Origin of the sequence: Paucibacter sp. KCTC 42545, from assembly GCF_001477625.1 — a bacterium.
Taxonomy (GTDB): Bacteria; Pseudomonadota; Gammaproteobacteria; order Burkholderiales; family Burkholderiaceae_C; genus Paucibacter_A.
In genome coordinates this window covers 1,367,020-1,383,087 of the sequence record NZ_CP013692.1, presented here as the reverse complement: position 1 = coordinate 1,383,087, position 16,068 = coordinate 1,367,020, and the positions used below count along the sequence as shown (strand labels likewise).

Genomic DNA, 16,068 nt, shown 5'->3' with positions numbered 1-16,068 from the left:
AAGAACATAAAGCACCTCCGCGTTTCATTTTGTCAGATCAGCCTATTTGGGCAACCGGCCACGTCAAATGCCCAAAGGCAGCATGCGCGCATCAACTCCGAACGATTGCAACTCTCTACGGAAATGCGTCATCGCCAACGGAAATGACTGCGAAACGAGCATGTACTGATAGACCTCTTGTTCAAACAAAGGCGCCACCTGCTCCTCTACAACGCCAGCTGGATATTCGTACTTGGCTTCGTAGCCAGCAGTAAATTCAGCAGCCTTCTCACCGCTATCAGCTTGCTTTGCAGTCGCGACAAAATCAATTTTCACAATCGCTTGAAACTGATTTTCTTTTTCGGTTTCAATTGCGAGACCAACTTCAATTGTCTGCGTTAGCTCCAACGTCAGTGGCTGCGCTTTTTGGGTCGATACAGGATTTTCGCCATGAAATCGAGTCGCTCGAAAAGACACCAACTTGGGTCTTACGTTCAATGCTTCCATCGTAAGTCCTCGTTCAATTCATCAGCCGGCTGGTATCGATGCGTCGCCGCAATCAGCGTAGGCGCAGAAAACCCATTGCCGAACTCAACCTGGATTACGTTTGTAGCCGTCGACCTGAAAACTTTTCTTGGCCCACTCACTTGCTTAGGACCTTTGGGGGCCAATTCCGCAACCATTCCCTCTTGCTCAACGAGTGACCAAAATATTTGTTCGCTCTTCAAGACGAGTCGCAAGAGCTTATCCATCGACTCGGAATGCGCAACATCGTCATTTTCGTACTTGCTAAAAGCAACAGGACCCCCACCAAACAGCCTTGCAGCTTGCTTTTGGTTAATGCCGAAACGATTGCGCAAGGCACAAATTTCTGCACCTGACAACAAGCCATCAACTGACTTTCGAAAAGCCAAAACGGCACGTTTATTCAAGCGACTCTCATCCGCGCTTGCAAAATCAGAACCACACGCATCACAGCATTTGTAATGCATTGGCACCAGTCCCTTTTTCCCTTTGTACTCGGTCTCAATTTGATCAGCGTGATTCGTCACGTGACCTTCACCGCAGACCGAGCAAAGCTCATTGGCACTCATGTTTATCCCCATCTTAGGTGTGACAAGAAACCGTCAACACCATTGTTCCAAGCTTGTTGATCGCAAACTTCACAAAATAGCTGATCACCATTTCCTTGCCTGCAGTTGGAACCCACTCTCTCTGATTGACACAATAGGCATCACAAGCCGCCCATGCGCCTTTTCCGTTCTCGCACCATTCAGAATCAATGTAGTCACGGCTACTGAGCTTGTGAAGCAAGCCGATGACATCGTCATGGCCCCACGCCAGATCCTGAACGTTTTTGACGCAATCCTTCGTCCACAGTACAAGACCGGTCCCCTTCTCGGTTATCGACCTCACACGACCCAAGTCGTATAGCGGCCCACCAGCAATCTTCTCTCCCCCGCCCTTGGTGGGGAGTGTTGTACTGTACTCCGAAATGACGTGAAATTTTACCATCGTGGTAATTCTAGAGAAACTTTGATGGCGTACTGTGTTTTTGAACAGGTTAAACGACCCAGCCTTACCTTGGCTAACTGTCAGACGCTCTCCGTTACAGCATCATAGTGGCAAGCGCTCGAACTCTGAGACGGCAACACATCCTCCCGCCGCTGCCCCTCAACTTGTCACCTTTCTTCAGCGGAGGTTGCCGCCACCGACACGCTTCCAGTTCTAGGCATAGTCAACAATGGGTGAATGTGGGAAAATTGGCCAAACTTGGCAATCGTTTTTCACTGCAGGCAAAAGCTGAAGGTAACTGATGACTGATACAGATGGCGAAATTCTGACGCTAGAAGAGGTCGCCGCGTACCTAAAGGCTGGTAAGCGGACGGTCTATCGCCTTGCCCAAAAGGGTGAGATCCCGGCGTTCAAGCTGGGCGGCACTTGGCGATTTCGTCGATCCGAGCTGGACAGTTGGATCGCCGAAAGCATCAACAAAAAGAAGCCGGAGGCAGAGTGACCGTGCGCCAAGTCTGTAACCGAATCACTTCTGCTCAGGAACACAGGGAGGATCGCCATTGATAACGCAGCAGCTTTTGACGCAGCATCAAAGCCAGTACTACGCGTGGCTTTTGACGCGACGTGCGGCAGGTGACACGGTCGAGTCGCTGGCATCCACCCTCGTCGACTCACAGGTTGACCTCAACCCGCATCAGGTCGAGGCGGCCCTCTTCGCCTGCAGCAATCCGCTGTCGCGCGGAGTCATCCTGGCGGATGAGGTCGGGCTCGGAAAGACCATCGAGGCTGGTCTCGTCATCTCGCAGCGCTGGGCCGAGCGCCGTCGCCGCATCCTGATCATCGTGCCCGCCAACTTGCGCAAGCAGTGGCATCAGGAACTGCAGGACAAGTTCAGTCTGCAGGGCCTGATCCTTGAGGCCAAGAACTACAACACCATCCGCAAGCAGGAACGGCAGAACCCATTCCTGATGGCATCGGGGCCGGTCATCTGCTCGTACCAGTTCGCGAAGTCAAAAGCGGACGACATCAAGGACATCGACTGGGACTTGGTCGTGCTCGACGAAGCGCATCGTCTGCGCAATGTCTACAAGACCAGCAACGTCATTGCCAAGACCTTGAAAGAGGCGTTGGCCCGCGTTCATTCCAAGGTGCTGCTGACCGCCACACCGCTTCAAAACTCGCTGCTGGAGCTCTACGGTCTGGTCAGCATGATCGATGACCGAGTCTTCGGCGACATCGACAGCTTTCGATCCCAGTTCACTGCTCAGCCCAGAGAGCAGGCGTTCGCCGCACTGCGGACCCGGCTGGCACCAGTTTGCAAGCGAAACGGCACATTGATTCCCAGAATCAAACTCTGCTGCGACATCGTTGCGAACTCGGTAGCCGCAAGTCGCGCAGGGAGTGAGGTGCGTATTTCAGCCCATCCCGGCCACCCATTTCAGCGGAACGCGGACAGCGTTTCAGACGAAGGCGGACACCATTTCAGGCTGATCGCGGACAGCGTTTCAAACTGATCCCGGACACCCCTGGCGCGCGCAAGTGACCTGAGCCGTAGGCATGCTGACCGATTTTTCGGTCCGTCATGCCCACTCCCAGGATTCACATGCGCCAACTTCGACAAACCCTTCGACTTCACCTTGAATCTGGCCTGAGCATGCGCGAGTGTTCGCGCGTGCTTGGCATCGCCAAGTCGACCGTCAATAGCGTCGTTATGAAGGCCCGCGCCGCCGGTGTGGACTGGGCCGCCGCCCAGACGCTGGACGATGCCGCCTTGGAGGCTCGCTTGTACGGCCCCGCTGTGCCTCGGTCCAGCACCCAGCTTGAGCCCGACTTCGCCCTCGTCCACCAGGAACTCAAGCGCCCCGGCGTCACCTTGCAATTGCTCTGGGAGGAGTACCAGCGCGGTCTGACCGACGCCGGCTCGCAAGCCTACAAGTACACCAGCTTCTGCGTGAAGTACCGCGCCTGGGTCACCGGCCTCAAGCGCTCGATGCGCCAGGTCCACCCGGCCGGCGAGCGCCTGTTCATTGACTACGCCGGCCAGACTGTGCCCTTGGTGGACGCTGCCACCGGCGAGATCCGGCAAGCGCAGATCTTCGTGGCCGTCCTCGGCGCCTCGAACTACACCTTCGCCTGCGCCACGCCGACACAGACAGCAGCCGACTGGGTCGGCGCCATCATGGATGCGCTGGAGTTCATGGGTGGCGTGCCCCGGCTGATCGTGCCGGATCAGGCGCGCGCCCTGATCGCCCGGCCCGACCGCTACGAGGCCACGCCTAGCCGTCTGGTCGAAGAGTTCTGCGACCACTACGACGTGGCGATGCTGCCCGCGCGTCCTGCTCATCCCCGCGACAAGCCCAAGGTGGAGGTCGGCGTGCAAATCGTCGAGCGTTGGATTCTGGCGCGGCTGCGGCACCGGCGCTTCTTCACCCTGGCTGAGCTCAACGCCGCTGTCCGGGAGTTGCTGGTGGACCTGAACGCTCGGCCGTTCAAGAAGCTACCCGGCTGTCGGGCCAGCGCCTTCGCGGCCTTGGATCGGCCGCTGCTCAAACCCCTGCCGGCAGCGCGCATGCCAATCGCCCGCTTCAAGCGCGCCCGGGTCAATATTGACTATCACGTTGAACTCGATGGCCATTACTACAGCGTGCCGCACCGGCTGGTGCGCGAGCAGGTCGAGTTGCGCATCACTTCGACCACGGTGGAGATTCTGGCGGGCCAGCAACGCGTGGCCGTGCACGCCTACAGCGTCCGGCGCGGGGCGCACACGACGGCGCCCGAGCACATGCCGGCCTCCCACCGGGCGCACCGAGAGTGGACCCCAGCCAAGCTCATCGCTTGGGGTGAGCACATCGGCGTGGCCACAGCCGCCGTGGTGCGCTGGCAGATGGAACACCGGCCGCACCCCGAGCAAGGCTACCGCTCCTGCCTCGGCCTGCAAAGCCTGGCGCGCCAGTTCGGCCACGAGCGGCTGGAAGCGGCCTGCGTTCGCGCCATGTCGATTCGCTCGCCGACCTACCAAAGCGTCAAGTCGATCCTGGCCACCGGCTTGGACCGGCAAGCCGCGCCGGCCCAAGCCACGCAGGCCGCACTCCCGCTGCATGACAACGTGCGCGGCCCCGATTACTACCACTGACCCCACTGAAGAAGGAGAAGCTCTTGCTCAACGAACACACCCTGGATCAACTGCGCAGCCTGCGCCTAGACGGCATGGTGCAGGCGCTTACCGATGGCGCCACCCGCACGGCAGCGGCCGAGCTGTCCTTCGAGGAGCGGCTGGCCATGCTGGTGCAACGCGAGGTCGATTGGCGCGACGGCAAACGCCTGGCCCGGCTGCTCAAGGCGGCCAAGCTCAAGGTCAGCAGCGCCTGCATCGAGGACATCAACTGGCGAGGCTCGCGCGGGCTGGATCGCAGCCTCATCACCCAACTGGCGGGCTGCGACTGGCTGCGCCACGGCCACAACGTGTTGCTCACCGGGGCCACGGGTTGCGGCAAGACCTGGCTCGCATGCGCGCTGGCCCAGCAGGCGGCACGCCAGGGATTCGCGGTGTTGTACACGCGGGCGCCGAGGCTGCTGGAAGAGCTGCGGGTGGCCCACGGCGACGGCTCCTTCGGCCGGCGCCTGGCACAACTGGCGCGCATTGACCTGCTGGTCATCGATGACTTTGCGATTGCACCGGTCACGGCGGCCGACCGTAACGACCTGCTGGAGTTGCTCGACGACCGGGTCGGCAGCCGCTCGACGCTCATCACCAGTCAGCTACCCGTCTCAAACTGGCACCAATGGTTGGATGACCCGACATTGGCCGATGCCATCTTGGACCGGATCGTCCATTCGGCACAAAAGATCGCGCTCAAGGGCGAGTCGCTGCGCAAGAAACAGGACTCGGTATGAGCACCAAACCAACCACCGCAGAACCGTCCGGGCCAGCCCAATTCAGGCTGATCGCGGACACCTGAGCTACCATCAACCCAGGCACTTGCGCGCACCCAAACTGTCCGCGATCAGTTTGAAACGCTGTCCGCCATCACGCTGAAATGACTGTCCGGGATCGCTGAAATCCGCAGTGAGGCTACAAAAAGGGAAAAAAGCGGTCCCAAGCGTCCATCCTTGAGCGACAGGAAATAGCACTGATGGTCGCACCAGTCGGGGCGGTTTCTGAGCGCTGCCAGATTGACCCGCACCTCCTGTTCCTCTGCATCAAAGACAGGATCTTCTTCAGCATGATTTGTTCTGGCCAACCGGTATCGAACGATCAACGACCTGCTTTCTAACTCGCGCGAGATGGAAACTTGGTGGAATGCATAGGGATGAAGAAGCGGGTTGCGTACTGCAATGACTTTCATGGTCGCCCCCATCAGCAGCAGCAGTCGCAAGCACAGTTGCAATTGCAGTTGAAGTTGTACTGGGTTCTTCGGACAGCAATCTGGCTGCCGTTGTCCACCAGCTCATCGCGCACAAAAGATGCGCTGCCGCAGTTAGAAACTACGGATGTTGCGTTATTGCCCACCGGGCTGCAGTTGCCTGTGTTACCCGGGCAGTTGCCAACAAAACAGTTGGCGATAGTGCTGAAAAAGTAGTCATGCAACCAACCGTAGTTCGCGGTCCACATAGAGCCACTGTTGTTCATGTACATGTCCCAGTTACCGTCGGACTTCAAAAAGCCCAACCGTCACCCGCAATGCGTCAATGAAGGCTCGGTCAGAGTTGCGCGAATTCAAGATGGCCCGGAAAAGCGCGCGACGGTACCGTTCGACCCAGTGCCTCGCCCAAGGCGACAGCCTCGACCACTCGCTTGACTGTCTGCCGTGCAGCCTTGTCGGTCGTACCGAAGGCCTCCGAGAACGGTTTTCGGAGCTGCCTGGCTTCCAAGTCGCTCACGCCCAGGCCTTCGCTGATCCGCAAGATGAATGCAATCAGATCGGTGTAGGTCTCGGCAAACGCGACGGCCTCTGAGATGCGCTTGGTCATCTGCCGATCCAAGTCGTCACCTAGCCCAAAGGCTTCGAATGCGTTCTTGGTTACACCCCGTTGAGGCGTCTCCGACATCGGCAGGCTTTCGGCCAGACGCTTCGTAGTGCTTTGGCGAAGCAAGTCACCCCAGGCCAAGTTTTCCGCAGCGCTTTTTGTTAGCACTCGGGTCAGGTATTCAGAGGTCTGGAACGCCTCCCGAATCTCTTTGCGACTGACTTTTCCGGCACCCTCCGTGAAAGCCATCGTCTCTACCCATCGAAGCACGTATGCGATAAGGTCCGAATAGGTTTCTGCAAAACCTACGGCTTCAGACTCCCGCAGCGTCAACTGCTTAGTTAAACCTTCAGCCAACGCCAGAGCTTCGCTGGATCGCTTGGTCCAATTCCATCCAGTTGACTCCACCAGCGCCAGAGTCACTGCCACGGCTACGTTGTATACAGCTGGATAGGCCGTGGTCCAGTTCTTCCCGGCGCTGGCGCTCGACCAAGTAAAGCCAGCCGATGCCCAGGTGTACCTCGCTCCCTGGGTCTCGCTGACCGTCACCGTATCGGGCATCTCGATCAGCTCATCGTGAAGGTGAAGACCGCCGTCAGACTGTCATCTGCACCCTTGTTGACCACTGGGAAGACCACGCGATCGAGCATGATGCCCCCAGTCGCTGCGTTGAATACGCCGGCCTCCGTCAAGGCACCCGTGCTGTCCCCCGCCAGGAAATCCGCGCTGAAGGTGAAAGTCTTGGTGCCCGCCGTGTGCGCGTAGGTCGCGGCATTTCGGTCAATTTCGGTCACCAGCGCCGACTGGGTTGCAGCCGCCGCGGTCGTGCCGGTGCCCAGCGCAATAAAGCCCATCACGGCGGGTCGGCTGGCGGCTTTGCCAATGGCGTCAGCAATGAAGTCAAAGCCGACGTTGACGATGATGTTGTCTTTGTGGACCGTCTCGACCTCACCGCTTGCACGGCGAAGGATCAGGGTCATAGCACCGTGAAGCTGCATGGATTCGTCGATCATGAAAAGTCCTCGTGAAATGGAAAAAGAAATGGCGCTGTCTCTTTCGAGAGCAGCACCACGGTTGGGGATGGATTGAAAATCTGAGGGCTAGTACAGACGCAGACTGGTAAAGGCCCCGATTGGCGCAAACGCCGAACTGGCTGACTCCACATCACCTCCCATCCGACCGACAAAAAGCCGTCGCTCGGTGGCGGTCTGGCACACGCCGATACAAACGCGGTCCGTAGCCGAGACCCCAAAAGGCACGCTCACGCGCCTGGACAGTTGGTCCTCGAGAAAGAACGCCCCCGTCGTAGCGTCATAGCGCACCAGGAGCGATCCTGCGGGACCAAGAGCCGCCCAGATCACACAGGTTGTGACCTCTGACGGTATGAACCAAAAGGAGGTGTGAAAAACCGACGGGATATTCACCGACCAAGCCACCCGGGTGGTGTCTTTGACCATCAGGCCGTCGCCATATCGGCCGGCGGCATAGGCGACGCCTGCCGCCTGGCTCGAGACTGGATTTCCTAGCCCTGCGGTAGAACCGTTCAGACGCCATCCGTAGACTTCGCCGGCTTGCAGTGCATCTTCCCGGGCGATCTGGAAGCGGGCATCCACGTTGGCAATCGCGCCGTCATAGGCCCACTGGCGCCTCGCAGCATCGCTGCTCCAAGGAAAATTCGCCTCCAGCCATGTGGTCCGGTCATCAACCGAGGCCCCAAGGCTATTGAGCAGCGTGTTCTGGGCTCGGATGGGTGAAACAAGGTCCACCTCAAAGAGGTACTCAGCCGTCTGGGCACCGGTGCTCATACGCAGGGCGTTTCGACCGTTGACCGAGACGACAGAAGCGAAGTGCTTGGTGCCGGGAAATCCTAGCGCCTGCTCATCGCGTGCCAGGATCAAATTGGCGTTCTGCGGCTGAGCAACCACCGTCGACACAAAGGTCGGCGTATCGCTGTAGATGCCTGGGGAGGCAATCGCCTTGATCCAAAACTTGCGCTCTCCGTCAAACCCTGAGGGCAGCGTGTAGCTGGTGGACTTGACCTCAGCCACAAAGAGCGAGGCATCCCAGGCCGCGCCCTCACGCAGTTCATACCCACAACCGGCAATTCCTGGAGCGGCGCATCGCCTTCCGGTTGCAAGAAATCGAGTTCCGCAAGATCGATCGCAACATGGTGGATCGCAACAAGCGCCGGATCCAGGCCATCATGGATTCGGGCCAAAACAAGAAGCTGGAGCGCGACTTCCACCTGATAGCTGGCACGCTACTCACCCGCGAATACCAGGGCAAGGAATACCAGGTCATGGCCACGGTCGACGGCCAGTATGAATTCGAGGGGCGCCCGTACCGCAGCCTCTCGCGTATTGCCAAGGAGATCACCGGCACGGCATGGTCTGGGCCCGTGTTCTTCGGATTGAAGACCACTGCCGCGTCCAAGACGCCGTCGAAGAAGGGAGCACGCAAATGAGCGAGGCCCTGAAACGCCGCCAGCGGTGTGCCGTGTATTGCCGTGTGTCCAGCGACGAGCGCCTGGACCAGTCCTTCAACTCCATAGACGCCCAGAAGGAGGCAGGCCATTCCTACATCGCCAGCCAGCGCAGCGAAGGCTGGATACCGGTAGCAGACGACTATGACGACGGGGGATTCTCCGGCGGCAACATGGAGCGGCCCGGATTGCGCCGGCTCATGAACGACATTGAGGATGGCCGCGTCGACATCCTTGTGGTCTACAAAATCGACCGCCTCACCCGCAGCCTGGCTGACTTCTCCAAGATGGTCGAAGTGTTCGAACGTGCTGGAGTGTCCTTCGTTTCGGTGACACAGCAGTTCAACACCACAACCAGCATGGGCCGACTGATGCTCAACGTGCTGCTGTCCTTTGCGCAGTTCGAGCGGGAGGTGACCGGGGAGCGCATCCGCGACAAGATCACGGCGTCCAAGCGCAAAGGCATGTGGATGGGCGGCGTACCGCCGCTGGGCTATGACGTGAAAGACCGCCGACTGGTTCCCAACGAACGCGAAGCAAAGATCATCCGGCACATCTTCACGAGGTTTGTTGAACTGGGCTCCACCACCAAGCTCATGAAAGAGTTGCGCATGGATGGCGTCACGTCGAAGGCCTGGACCACCCAGGACGGCAACGTCCGAGAGGGCAAGCTGATTGACAAGGGGCTGATCTACAAGCTCTTGGGAAACCGGACCTACCTGGGCGAGTTGCGGCACAAGGAGGAATGGTTCAAAGGCGAGCACCAGCCTTTGATCGAACCCAGCACCTGGGAAGCAGTGCAGTCCATCTTGAAGGTCAGCCCGCGCACCCGAGGTAACAACACCCGCGCGACCATTCCCTTCCTGCTCAAGGGCATCATCGAGGGTGCCGACGGTCGGGCGTTGACCGTGGCCTGGACCCGCAAGGGCGCCGGCAAGCTATACCGGTACTACATCCATACCCGCGAAAATAAGGAGCACGCTGGAGCGTCGGGTCTGCCGCGCCTACCGGCGATCGAATTGGAAGCTAACGTGGTCCAACAACTGCGTCGGATCCTCCGCGCTCCAGACCTCAAGGCCCGAGTGGCTCAACTCCTGACCGCAACAGACAACCAGGCTGACGAAGCCAAGGTGTGCATCGCCATGTTGCAAATTGATAAGGTCTGGGACCAACTATTCCCGGCAGAGCAGGAGCGCATCGTCCGCCTCCTGATTAAGAAGGTCGTGGTCACGCCCCACAACATCGAAGTGCAGTTTCGCCCGAATGGCATTGAACGACTGGCGGCGGAACTGAAACTTCCAGATCACGCAGAAGCGGCTGAGGAGGTCGCAGCATGAACGAGATCACGATAAGTGCGACTGGCGAAGCCGACATGGTCAGCGCTAGCAATGGCAGCCTGAACGTGACCATCCCGATCAGGATCACAAGGCGCGGCCGTCGCAAGGCAGTGACCCTGCCAGACGGCACGGCTTTGCAGCCGCGTGCGTGGGACAACCAGCCCACCCCGATGCAATTGGCCTTGGTCCGTGGCCATCGATGGCTGGCCATCCTAGAGTCTGGCAAGGCACGAAATCTGGCAGAGGTTGCCGAGATGGAAGGCATGGACCGGGCCTACGTGAGCCGGATGGTCAATCTCACCACTTTGGCACCGGACATCGTGGCTGCTATTCTGGACGAGTCATTGCCGGACCACGTCACGCTATTTGATCTGTCGTCAGGAACTCCCCTGATTTGGGAGGAGCAACGAGCGATGTTGCGTCAGTGAGTCTGGGTTTATTTGATAGGGATGTTCAGCCTTAGATCTATCAAAGCGTCATTTGTTGAAGTACCCACGACAAGATTGATCAAGTAATAATCCTTCTTTTGCTAGTTCGGAAAGCGTGTGTCGATGTCATTTTCCCCAACAACATTGCGTCTAGAAAAAATCGAGACCCTGGTTTTTGCTGGAGGCGGAAACCGTTGCTGGTGGCAAGCAGGCGTCATGTCGCACCTCTTGGACCGCGGCTGGCGGCTGCCAGCTACACTTATCGGTACGAGCGCTGGTGCTGCAATCGCCACATCCCTATTGACCTGCTCGGCACGCGATGCGCTTATTGCCTGCAAACGGCTTTACGGTCAAAACAATCAACTTTTCGATTGGCGGTCACTCGCTCAACTGAAGCTGAAATTTGCACATCAGCATATCTATCCTGCTTGGATTGAGTCTTTTACAAGCGATCTGCACCTTGAAAGATTGCGTGCTGCTCCTTCAGATTTAATCGTAGCCATCACCCGCCCTGCAAGAGCGCTTGGTTTAGCAGGGAGCCTTCTAGTAGGATCATTTGCCTATCTACTGGACAAGAAATTGGCCCACAGCATCCACCCTAGACTGCCGCGCTATCTTGGTCTGCGACAAGAGTTTTTAAGTCTTAAGGCTGCTGCCGACGGACAGTCCGCTAGGACGCTTTTGCAGGCAGTTGCAGCAGCAGCACCATTCATGCTCGCGCAGCGGATTGGAAGCGAGTGGGGCTTTGATGGTGGGTATGCCGACAACGCACCTATCCCACCTCAGACGAGCGAGCAAAAAGCAAAGACACTTGTCCTTCTGACCCGGCATTACCCTGACCTGCCGCCTATCTTCGAGTGGAACGAGAGATGTTATTGGCAGCCCAGTCAAAAGGTTCCAGTTTCTACGTGGGACTGCAGACCCAACACATCTGTTGACGCTGCCTTCGAACTTGGACTTCGGGACGGCGCTTCTGTGGGATGAGCAGCGGGCGCTCCTTAATTTTTGACATTTGCACTGCTCAGTGTCTGTATGGCGGGACGTAACCAATTGCGGACATTGAGTGGCGGTGTTCGTAAATGCTTATCGAGCGACTACATTGAAAGTTGGCTCATAGCTCACGGGAAAATTAACTGATCGAGCAATAAAGCAAAAGTCATGAACTTTATGGTGAAGTTCACCAGCAAACTCCAAATCTACGCCCTCTTGCACTGAAATTTTTGGACGGAGAACTGCAGAAAGAAACCGTCCTGCGCCATTCGGCAGAGTCTCGCCTTGGCCAACCGGATCGTCACGGTAGCCTGTAACAACGATCCCAGCATTGCTCGCAAGATGTAAATACCAAAGCATGTGGCATGCGGACAAAGCCGAAATCAGAAGATCTTCAGGATTCATCTTGGTTGGATCACCTCCAAGGAGAGGATCATTCGAACAATGAATGATGTCCTTGCCGGGCAAAGCAATATCCCAAGTCCGGTCGTAACCTTTGTAGGCGCGGGTTCCCTCTCCACGGTTTCCAGTCCAGATAATTGAGGAAGCGAAATCGTGTAGCTTTGCCATGTCTTGACCTTTTCATTTACAGGAAGAATCTCTAGCGACTTTGGTTCGTAGTTTAGTCCATGCAGAATTGAAGAGGCTTGTCCGCCCGATCCCGCTGCTGCTTGCCGGAACTTCCGGTTCTGCCCGGCTCCTGCTACATGAGCAGGTTACTTGGCTCAAGCAACTGGCAGTGCTGGCGGATGTTGAATGCGTAGCTGGAGCGCGCAAGTTCGCATGGCGACTTCAACAGGCTGCTGTTGCAGGCATCGGCGTTGCAGCAGACGTCTACGATTTGCGATTTACGTCTCTCAGCTCAGCAATTCAAAAATCATGAGTTCTGGTATCTGTATTCTTGAGTTCTTCCGCCATATCCATAAGTGGCCGCTCTTACATCTTGGATATAGACGTAGCTTTTTTCGTCAAGTTCACCCAATAATTTTTCAAACCCTGTGAAAGCTTCAGCGATGTATCTCGCCTTTTCGTCTTTGGTATTTGTTTCGTCTGTGATTTTGATGTCGAAATAGACACTATTTTTGCCAAGATCGCGAAGAGACTTTCCTCCGATTGACCAGTGATCACGGGAAACATAATCGATAGCAATAGCCGTCAGTTCCGGCTTTTTCTTCAAAATGCGCGACGTAATGTCCAGCAGAAGCGAATTGATCTGACTGGTCAGATCTGGTGATGGGTCCGAGCTCACTTTGACATTGAGGATGGGCATGGCATTTCTCCTTTGGTTAGCTATGCAACTATCTACACAAAAAAATATCAATCAATCGCGCTGCTGATTGTTCGTAGGCGACTCACGATTCCATCAAACTCCTCTGCCCCAAGCAGGGATTTGAACTTCTTGGTAACTTCCCCACTGGCCGCATTTAGCTCATCAAAAATCTGCAGTGCGTGGTTCGTTGGAAATATTTGGACACCTCGAGAGTCCTTATTTGAGCCGCGACGTTCAATCAATCCTAATTGGGCCAAACCATCAAGACTGCGCGAAGCAGTCGGCTTCGTGATGTTCATTTCTTTGGCAAGCTCAATTTGATGATGTCCTGGCTTGGTGAGAATGACTCGCAGCATGAACGCCTGCGATGGCGTCAATCCAAATGGCTTGAACGCAACTGACCACTCCCTCTCCAGTTTTCTGGCCAAGGATGTCGTGTTGAAGTAAAGGCAATGATCGAACATGCGTGTAGTCTACAGAAAAATGGTTAGCAATGCAACCATTTCAATCTTTGCTTGGTAGCCAATGCTGAAATCAAACTGCTCGATTCGTCCACTTGTAAGTCGTTGATCTTGTTGGCGCCTGCCGGAGGGCCTTGTGGACTTCGGCCCGTTCCCGGGCGTGAGGAATGCTGAGAGAAATGGTCGGAAGAGAGAGAACCGGACGCAGAACCGCCCTAGTGGTGCGGTTGGCGAAGTCCGCAAGTTTCCGCAGGAACCCGCAAGAACACGGGGCGGCACACGCCAACAGACGAAAAAAATCCCCAACTCAGACGAGTTGGGGATTGTGTATTGGTGGTGGAACACGGAACCGAACCCGCGTCCGCTTTCGGAACCAGATAGTAACGCATGGGCCTTGGGGGCGTCGATTCGACGATTTGGCCATTCGAGAGGAGTCGGCTTCCTGTCTCAACGCTGCTTATTGGCCTGGGACAGTACCGAGGCCGCAAGTTCCTTGGTCTCCTTTGCGTATCGGTCGCTGGCCAAAACGCGCGCAGCCTTGTCTTCCATCTTGGCCCCGGTCTGTTTGTCGCCACTGCGCTGAGACAGTGCCGAAGCGGCCAGGCTCTTGGCCACTTGCGACGAACTACTGCTTTGCAGCGTTTCCGACGCCAGTCGACCAACTCGTGAGGACGTCTGCTTTGTGTTCTTGGGCATCGCTGTTCCTTTCACTTCAGGATTTGGAGACGGGCCGGAGCGGCACCACCTTATTGCCTTGGGCCGGTTGGTCATCAACCGGCCTATGGGTTGCTTTCAGTCGCGCAAACTCCACGACATTGGTTTTGCCCTGGAAGTAGCCTTCGGGCAATCCGGCGAGTGCCTCAACGTCGCCCGCAGCCAGTCCGATGTGCCTCGGAATGGCTTCTAAAGGCATGACCTTTTCTTCGACCAGCAGATCAATGGTGCGACGAAGCAGGCGCGGCTGCTCTGGTCGACGGTCCTCGTCTCCGGGTTCCGATTTCGCACCCCACCGAGCAGAGCGACGCTTGAAAAGCATCATCGCGCCATCTTCATCCAGCATCTCAAGTGCCTTGAGCCGCATGATGATCGCTGCCGCCGATACGCCCCAACGACGCTTCAGCAGCAACAAATCATCCAGAGTCGGAGGCACGCGAACTTCGCTGGCGAACGTTTCGGCGGGCAGCAAAAATGCGCCTGCGAAACGGTGTGCCTGCGCTTCCATCATTTTGTGACGCGCGTTGTCTGTCGTGCGCTGAATGTGACGATGCAGGATCAGATGCCCGACCTCGTGGGCAAGATCGAAGCGACTGCGGTACCCATTGTTTTTGTCGGCGGACAAAAGAATGAGCGGTCGCCCCAATGCTTCACTCCAAGCCGATAGCCCTTCGATCTGAGCGATGCCGGTTTCTTCCCGGACGACGATCACTCCAGCGCCTTCCACTGCCAGCGCCAAGTCTTGAATCGCCGAACGGCCCAAACGCCACAGGTCTCGGCATTCGCTGGCAGCCTGCTCGATGTCCTCGTTCGTGATCTCTTCTGGATCGGTGTAATCGCGAGAGGGCAAATTGACATCGGGGTAGTCAACATACTCCATCAGGGCAGCCGCCACGTCCTGGGCCCACTCAAGGCGGGCCTCCAGCATGGCTCGTGCAGCGACGTGCGCTGAAGCGTTGCTGCGAAAAAGCGGCAACGACAACTTCGCCCCAGGCGCACGCGTAAACCATTCCGGCGTGACGTTGACCACGCCAGCAAGGCGTTCAAGCGCGTCACGCTCGGGCGCTTGCGTTCCTGCGCGCCACTTACTGACGGTCGCCGGAGACACGTCGACCATTGAGGCCAACTGGACTTGAGTCAGACGACGGGCCGCAAGAATTTGGCTAAGTCGATCTTTCTGAAATCCTTGTACACCACCCCTGCTCATGATCCTGTTCCGTCTTTGTCTTGTTGTTTGCCAATGTTCTTCTTCAGCTTCGGCACAGCCAAATCGTCCTGGCCTGCTGTCGGCTGCTGGTCGTAGCGCTTGATAAATGCGTCAATGGGTTCCCGGAAAAGCCAGCCTTGCATGTGGCGATCTGGAACCGCGATTTCGATGGAGACGGGTGTTTCCGGCTGGCTGTACAGCGATCCTGCAAAGCAGGCCACGACGAACACAACCGCTTGGGATGGCTCCACGTAGCCTGAAAAGAGTCCGGGTTGTACCAGCGGCTCGATGGCTGCGTTCGCCAGGGACATCTGTTTTCGGGTTTCGCTACGCCGCCCGCTGTTCCAGACTCCATACTTGGTGTTGAACCGTGCCAAGGTGAAGATCCCAGACCGGCCTGTGACGATCCGATTGCCGCGTAGCGGTGAAGGAGATGCGTCTGCAACGGCGAGTGCGCGATGGAAGGACTCGTTCATATGGAAGTGGCGCAACTGCCCCACCACGCTGGGCAAGTGCCCGTCATCCATCCCTCGCGCTGCAGCATAGGCACGTTGAGCGCCGACCAGCTTGGCGTCTTCGAGGCCCATGACAAGCTCACGCGGAATATTCCTCACGAGCAGGTCATGGATCGTTTCTTGGTTCGGCTGGGCCATTGGCAACTCCGTCATCGGGTTTCGTTCAAGCGGATTCTATCATCGAATAGTTTCGCTTAAAAGA

Annotated in this window: 19 protein-coding genes and 2 pseudogenes; 8 read left to right on the top strand and 13 right to left on the bottom strand. The window is 57.1% G+C overall.

Annotated features, from left to right (window positions below; translation table 11 throughout):
- Nucleotides 1-63: 63 nt before the first annotated feature.
- Genes AT984_RS06150 through AT984_RS23210 form a run of 3 tightly spaced genes read right to left on the bottom strand, consistent with a single transcriptional unit; the run spans nucleotide 64 to nucleotide 1,494 of the window.
- Entirely contained in the window at nucleotides 64-486 is a 423-nt protein-coding gene (locus AT984_RS06150) for a hypothetical protein (protein ID WP_058719337.1), read from the bottom strand.
- The gene (locus AT984_RS06145; RefSeq protein ID WP_082680302.1) at nucleotides 474-1,073 is read right to left on the bottom strand and encodes a type II toxin-antitoxin system MqsA family antitoxin; all 600 of its coding nucleotides are present in this window, start codon (nucleotides 1,071-1,073) and stop codon (nucleotides 474-476) included. The genes AT984_RS06150 and AT984_RS06145 overlap by 13 nt, the downstream gene beginning before the upstream one ends.
- Nucleotides 1,074-1,086: 13 nt before the next feature.
- Nucleotides 1,087-1,494 (bottom strand): hypothetical protein, encoded by a 408-nt coding sequence (locus tag AT984_RS23210; protein WP_197418258.1) that lies wholly within the window; start codon nucleotides 1,492-1,494, stop codon nucleotides 1,087-1,089.
- Between the two features lie 301 nt (nucleotides 1,495-1,795).
- Here AT984_RS23210 and mads1 point away from each other — a divergent pair, with 301 nt between their 5' ends.
- From mads1 to istB, 4 genes and pseudogenes are all read left to right on the top strand, one after another.
- Nucleotides 1,796-1,996, top strand: a complete 201-nt coding sequence (mads1, locus tag AT984_RS06135; protein WP_058719335.1) for a methylation-associated defense system helix-turn-helix domain-containing protein MAD1 — start codon at nucleotides 1,796-1,798, stop codon at nucleotides 1,994-1,996.
- 76 nt (nucleotides 1,997-2,072) lie between these two features.
- Nucleotides 2,073-2,819 (top strand): annotated as a pseudogene (locus AT984_RS06130) (DEAD/DEAH box helicase); the annotation flags it as partial.
- Between the two features lie 257 nt (nucleotides 2,820-3,076).
- Nucleotides 3,077-4,627 carry an IS21 family transposase gene (gene istA / locus AT984_RS06125; protein ID WP_058718810.1) on the top strand — a complete coding sequence of 517 codons (1,551 nt, stop codon included), beginning with the start codon at nucleotides 3,077-3,079 and terminating at the stop codon, nucleotides 4,625-4,627.
- A gap of 23 nt (nucleotides 4,628-4,650) precedes the next feature.
- On the top strand, nucleotides 4,651-5,388 hold the full coding sequence (istB, locus tag AT984_RS06120; protein ID WP_058718811.1) for an IS21-like element helper ATPase IstB: 738 nt from the start codon (nucleotides 4,651-4,653) through the stop codon (nucleotides 5,386-5,388).
- Nucleotides 5,389-5,498: 110 nt separating this feature from the next.
- Here istB and AT984_RS22850 read toward each other — a convergent pair whose 3' ends face one another.
- The 4 genes from AT984_RS22850 to AT984_RS06100 form a co-directional block, all read right to left on the bottom strand.
- Nucleotides 5,499-5,870, bottom strand: a complete 372-nt coding sequence (locus tag AT984_RS22850) for a hypothetical protein (protein ID WP_156421912.1) — start codon at nucleotides 5,868-5,870, stop codon at nucleotides 5,499-5,501.
- Nucleotides 5,871-6,195: 325 nt separating this feature from the next.
- Nucleotides 6,196-7,023, bottom strand: a complete 828-nt coding sequence (locus AT984_RS06110; protein ID WP_058719332.1) for a hypothetical protein — start codon at nucleotides 7,021-7,023, stop codon at nucleotides 6,196-6,198.
- 5 nt (nucleotides 7,024-7,028) lie between these two features.
- Nucleotides 7,029-7,475, bottom strand: coding sequence for a hypothetical protein (locus AT984_RS06105; protein ID WP_058719331.1), 447 nt, complete (start codon nucleotides 7,473-7,475; stop codon nucleotides 7,029-7,031).
- A gap of 87 nt (nucleotides 7,476-7,562) precedes the next feature.
- Nucleotides 7,563-8,510: a hypothetical protein gene (locus AT984_RS06100; RefSeq protein WP_058719330.1), complete on the bottom strand. Its 948-nt coding sequence runs from the start codon at nucleotides 8,508-8,510 to the stop codon at nucleotides 7,563-7,565.
- A gap of 50 nt (nucleotides 8,511-8,560) precedes the next feature.
- Between AT984_RS06100 and AT984_RS06095 the strand changes: the two are divergent.
- From AT984_RS06095 to AT984_RS22385, 4 genes and pseudogenes are all read left to right on the top strand, one after another.
- A pseudogene (locus AT984_RS06095) lies at nucleotides 8,561-8,926 on the top strand (DUF2924 domain-containing protein); the annotation flags it as partial.
- Complete coding sequence (locus AT984_RS06090; protein WP_058719329.1) at nucleotides 8,923-10,281, top strand: recombinase family protein; 1,359 nt, start codon at nucleotides 8,923-8,925, stop codon at nucleotides 10,279-10,281. The pseudogene AT984_RS06095 and the gene AT984_RS06090, both read left to right, overlap by 4 nt.
- Complete coding sequence (locus tag AT984_RS06085) at nucleotides 10,278-10,709, top strand: hypothetical protein (RefSeq protein WP_058719328.1); 432 nt, start codon at nucleotides 10,278-10,280, stop codon at nucleotides 10,707-10,709. Before AT984_RS06090 ends, AT984_RS06085 begins: the two co-directional genes overlap by 4 nt.
- A 123-nt stretch (nucleotides 10,710-10,832) precedes the next feature.
- Nucleotides 10,833-11,693: a patatin-like phospholipase family protein gene (locus AT984_RS22385; protein ID WP_197418257.1), complete on the top strand. Its 861-nt coding sequence runs from the start codon at nucleotides 10,833-10,835 to the stop codon at nucleotides 11,691-11,693.
- Between the two features lie 99 nt (nucleotides 11,694-11,792).
- On the opposite strand, the gene AT984_RS22380 is transcribed toward AT984_RS22385, so the two are convergent.
- The 6 genes from AT984_RS22380 to AT984_RS06060 all read right to left on the bottom strand — a co-directional run bounded on the left by AT984_RS22380 (nucleotide 11,793) and on the right by AT984_RS06060 (nucleotide 16,019).
- Nucleotides 11,793-12,269, bottom strand: a complete 477-nt coding sequence (locus tag AT984_RS22380) for an OsmC family protein (RefSeq protein ID WP_082679819.1) — start codon at nucleotides 12,267-12,269, stop codon at nucleotides 11,793-11,795.
- 307 nt (nucleotides 12,270-12,576) lie between these two features.
- On the bottom strand, nucleotides 12,577-12,969 hold the full coding sequence (locus tag AT984_RS06080) for a tautomerase family protein (RefSeq protein ID WP_058719327.1): 393 nt from the start codon (nucleotides 12,967-12,969) through the stop codon (nucleotides 12,577-12,579).
- Nucleotides 12,970-13,016: 47 nt separating this feature from the next.
- On the bottom strand, nucleotides 13,017-13,433 hold the full coding sequence (locus tag AT984_RS06075) for a MarR family winged helix-turn-helix transcriptional regulator (RefSeq protein ID WP_058719326.1): 417 nt from the start codon (nucleotides 13,431-13,433) through the stop codon (nucleotides 13,017-13,019).
- Between the two features lie 444 nt (nucleotides 13,434-13,877).
- The gene (locus AT984_RS06070; protein WP_058719325.1) at nucleotides 13,878-14,126 is read right to left on the bottom strand and encodes a hypothetical protein; all 249 of its coding nucleotides are present in this window, start codon (nucleotides 14,124-14,126) and stop codon (nucleotides 13,878-13,880) included.
- Between the two features lie 16 nt (nucleotides 14,127-14,142).
- Nucleotides 14,143-15,351 (bottom strand): XRE family transcriptional regulator, encoded by a 1,209-nt coding sequence (locus AT984_RS06065; RefSeq protein ID WP_058719324.1) that lies wholly within the window; start codon nucleotides 15,349-15,351, stop codon nucleotides 14,143-14,145.
- Nucleotides 15,348-16,019: an alpha/beta hydrolase gene (locus AT984_RS06060; protein WP_231741552.1), complete on the bottom strand. Its 672-nt coding sequence runs from the start codon at nucleotides 16,017-16,019 to the stop codon at nucleotides 15,348-15,350. Before AT984_RS06060 ends, AT984_RS06065 begins: the two co-directional genes overlap by 4 nt.
- Nucleotides 16,020-16,068: the final 49 nt, after the last annotated feature.

What these genes read in the sequence shown, in the direction of transcription:
- AT984_RS06075 (WP_058719326.1), bottom strand. Translation starts at nt 13,433, where the DNA reads ATGTTCGATCATTGCCTTTACTTCAACACGACATCCTTGGCCAGAAAA.
- mads1 (WP_058719335.1), top strand. Translation starts at nt 1,796, where the DNA reads ATGACTGATACAGATGGCGAAATTCTGACGCTAGAAGAGGTCGCCGCG.
- AT984_RS06090 (WP_058719329.1), top strand. Translation starts at nt 8,923, where the DNA reads ATGAGCGAGGCCCTGAAACGCCGCCAGCGGTGTGCCGTGTATTGCCGT.
- AT984_RS06110 (WP_058719332.1), bottom strand. Translation starts at nt 7,023, where the DNA reads ATGCCCGATACGGTGACGGTCAGCGAGACCCAGGGAGCGAGGTACACC.
- AT984_RS06060 (WP_231741552.1), bottom strand. Translation starts at nt 16,019, where the DNA reads ATGACGGAGTTGCCAATGGCCCAGCCGAACCAAGAAACGATCCATGAC.
- istA (WP_058718810.1), top strand. Translation starts at nt 3,077, where the DNA reads ATGCCCACTCCCAGGATTCACATGCGCCAACTTCGACAAACCCTTCGA.
- AT984_RS06065 (WP_058719324.1), bottom strand. Translation starts at nt 15,351, where the DNA reads ATGAGCAGGGGTGGTGTACAAGGATTTCAGAAAGATCGACTTAGCCAA.
- AT984_RS22385 (WP_197418257.1), top strand. Translation starts at nt 10,833, where the DNA reads ATGTCATTTTCCCCAACAACATTGCGTCTAGAAAAAATCGAGACCCTG.
- AT984_RS06080 (WP_058719327.1), bottom strand. Translation starts at nt 12,969, where the DNA reads ATGCCCATCCTCAATGTCAAAGTGAGCTCGGACCCATCACCAGATCTG.
- AT984_RS06085 (WP_058719328.1), top strand. Translation starts at nt 10,278, where the DNA reads ATGAACGAGATCACGATAAGTGCGACTGGCGAAGCCGACATGGTCAGC.
- AT984_RS06105 (WP_058719331.1), bottom strand. Translation starts at nt 7,475, where the DNA reads ATGATCGACGAATCCATGCAGCTTCACGGTGCTATGACCCTGATCCTT.
- AT984_RS06145 (WP_082680302.1), bottom strand. Translation starts at nt 1,073, where the DNA reads ATGAGTGCCAATGAGCTTTGCTCGGTCTGCGGTGAAGGTCACGTGACG.
- AT984_RS23210 (WP_197418258.1), bottom strand. Translation starts at nt 1,494, where the DNA reads ATGGTAAAATTTCACGTCATTTCGGAGTACAGTACAACACTCCCCACC.
- AT984_RS22380 (WP_082679819.1), bottom strand. Translation starts at nt 12,269, where the DNA reads ATGGCAAAGCTACACGATTTCGCTTCCTCAATTATCTGGACTGGAAAC.
- AT984_RS06070 (WP_058719325.1), bottom strand. Translation starts at nt 14,126, where the DNA reads ATGCCCAAGAACACAAAGCAGACGTCCTCACGAGTTGGTCGACTGGCG.
- AT984_RS06150 (WP_058719337.1), bottom strand. Translation starts at nt 486, where the DNA reads ATGGAAGCATTGAACGTAAGACCCAAGTTGGTGTCTTTTCGAGCGACT.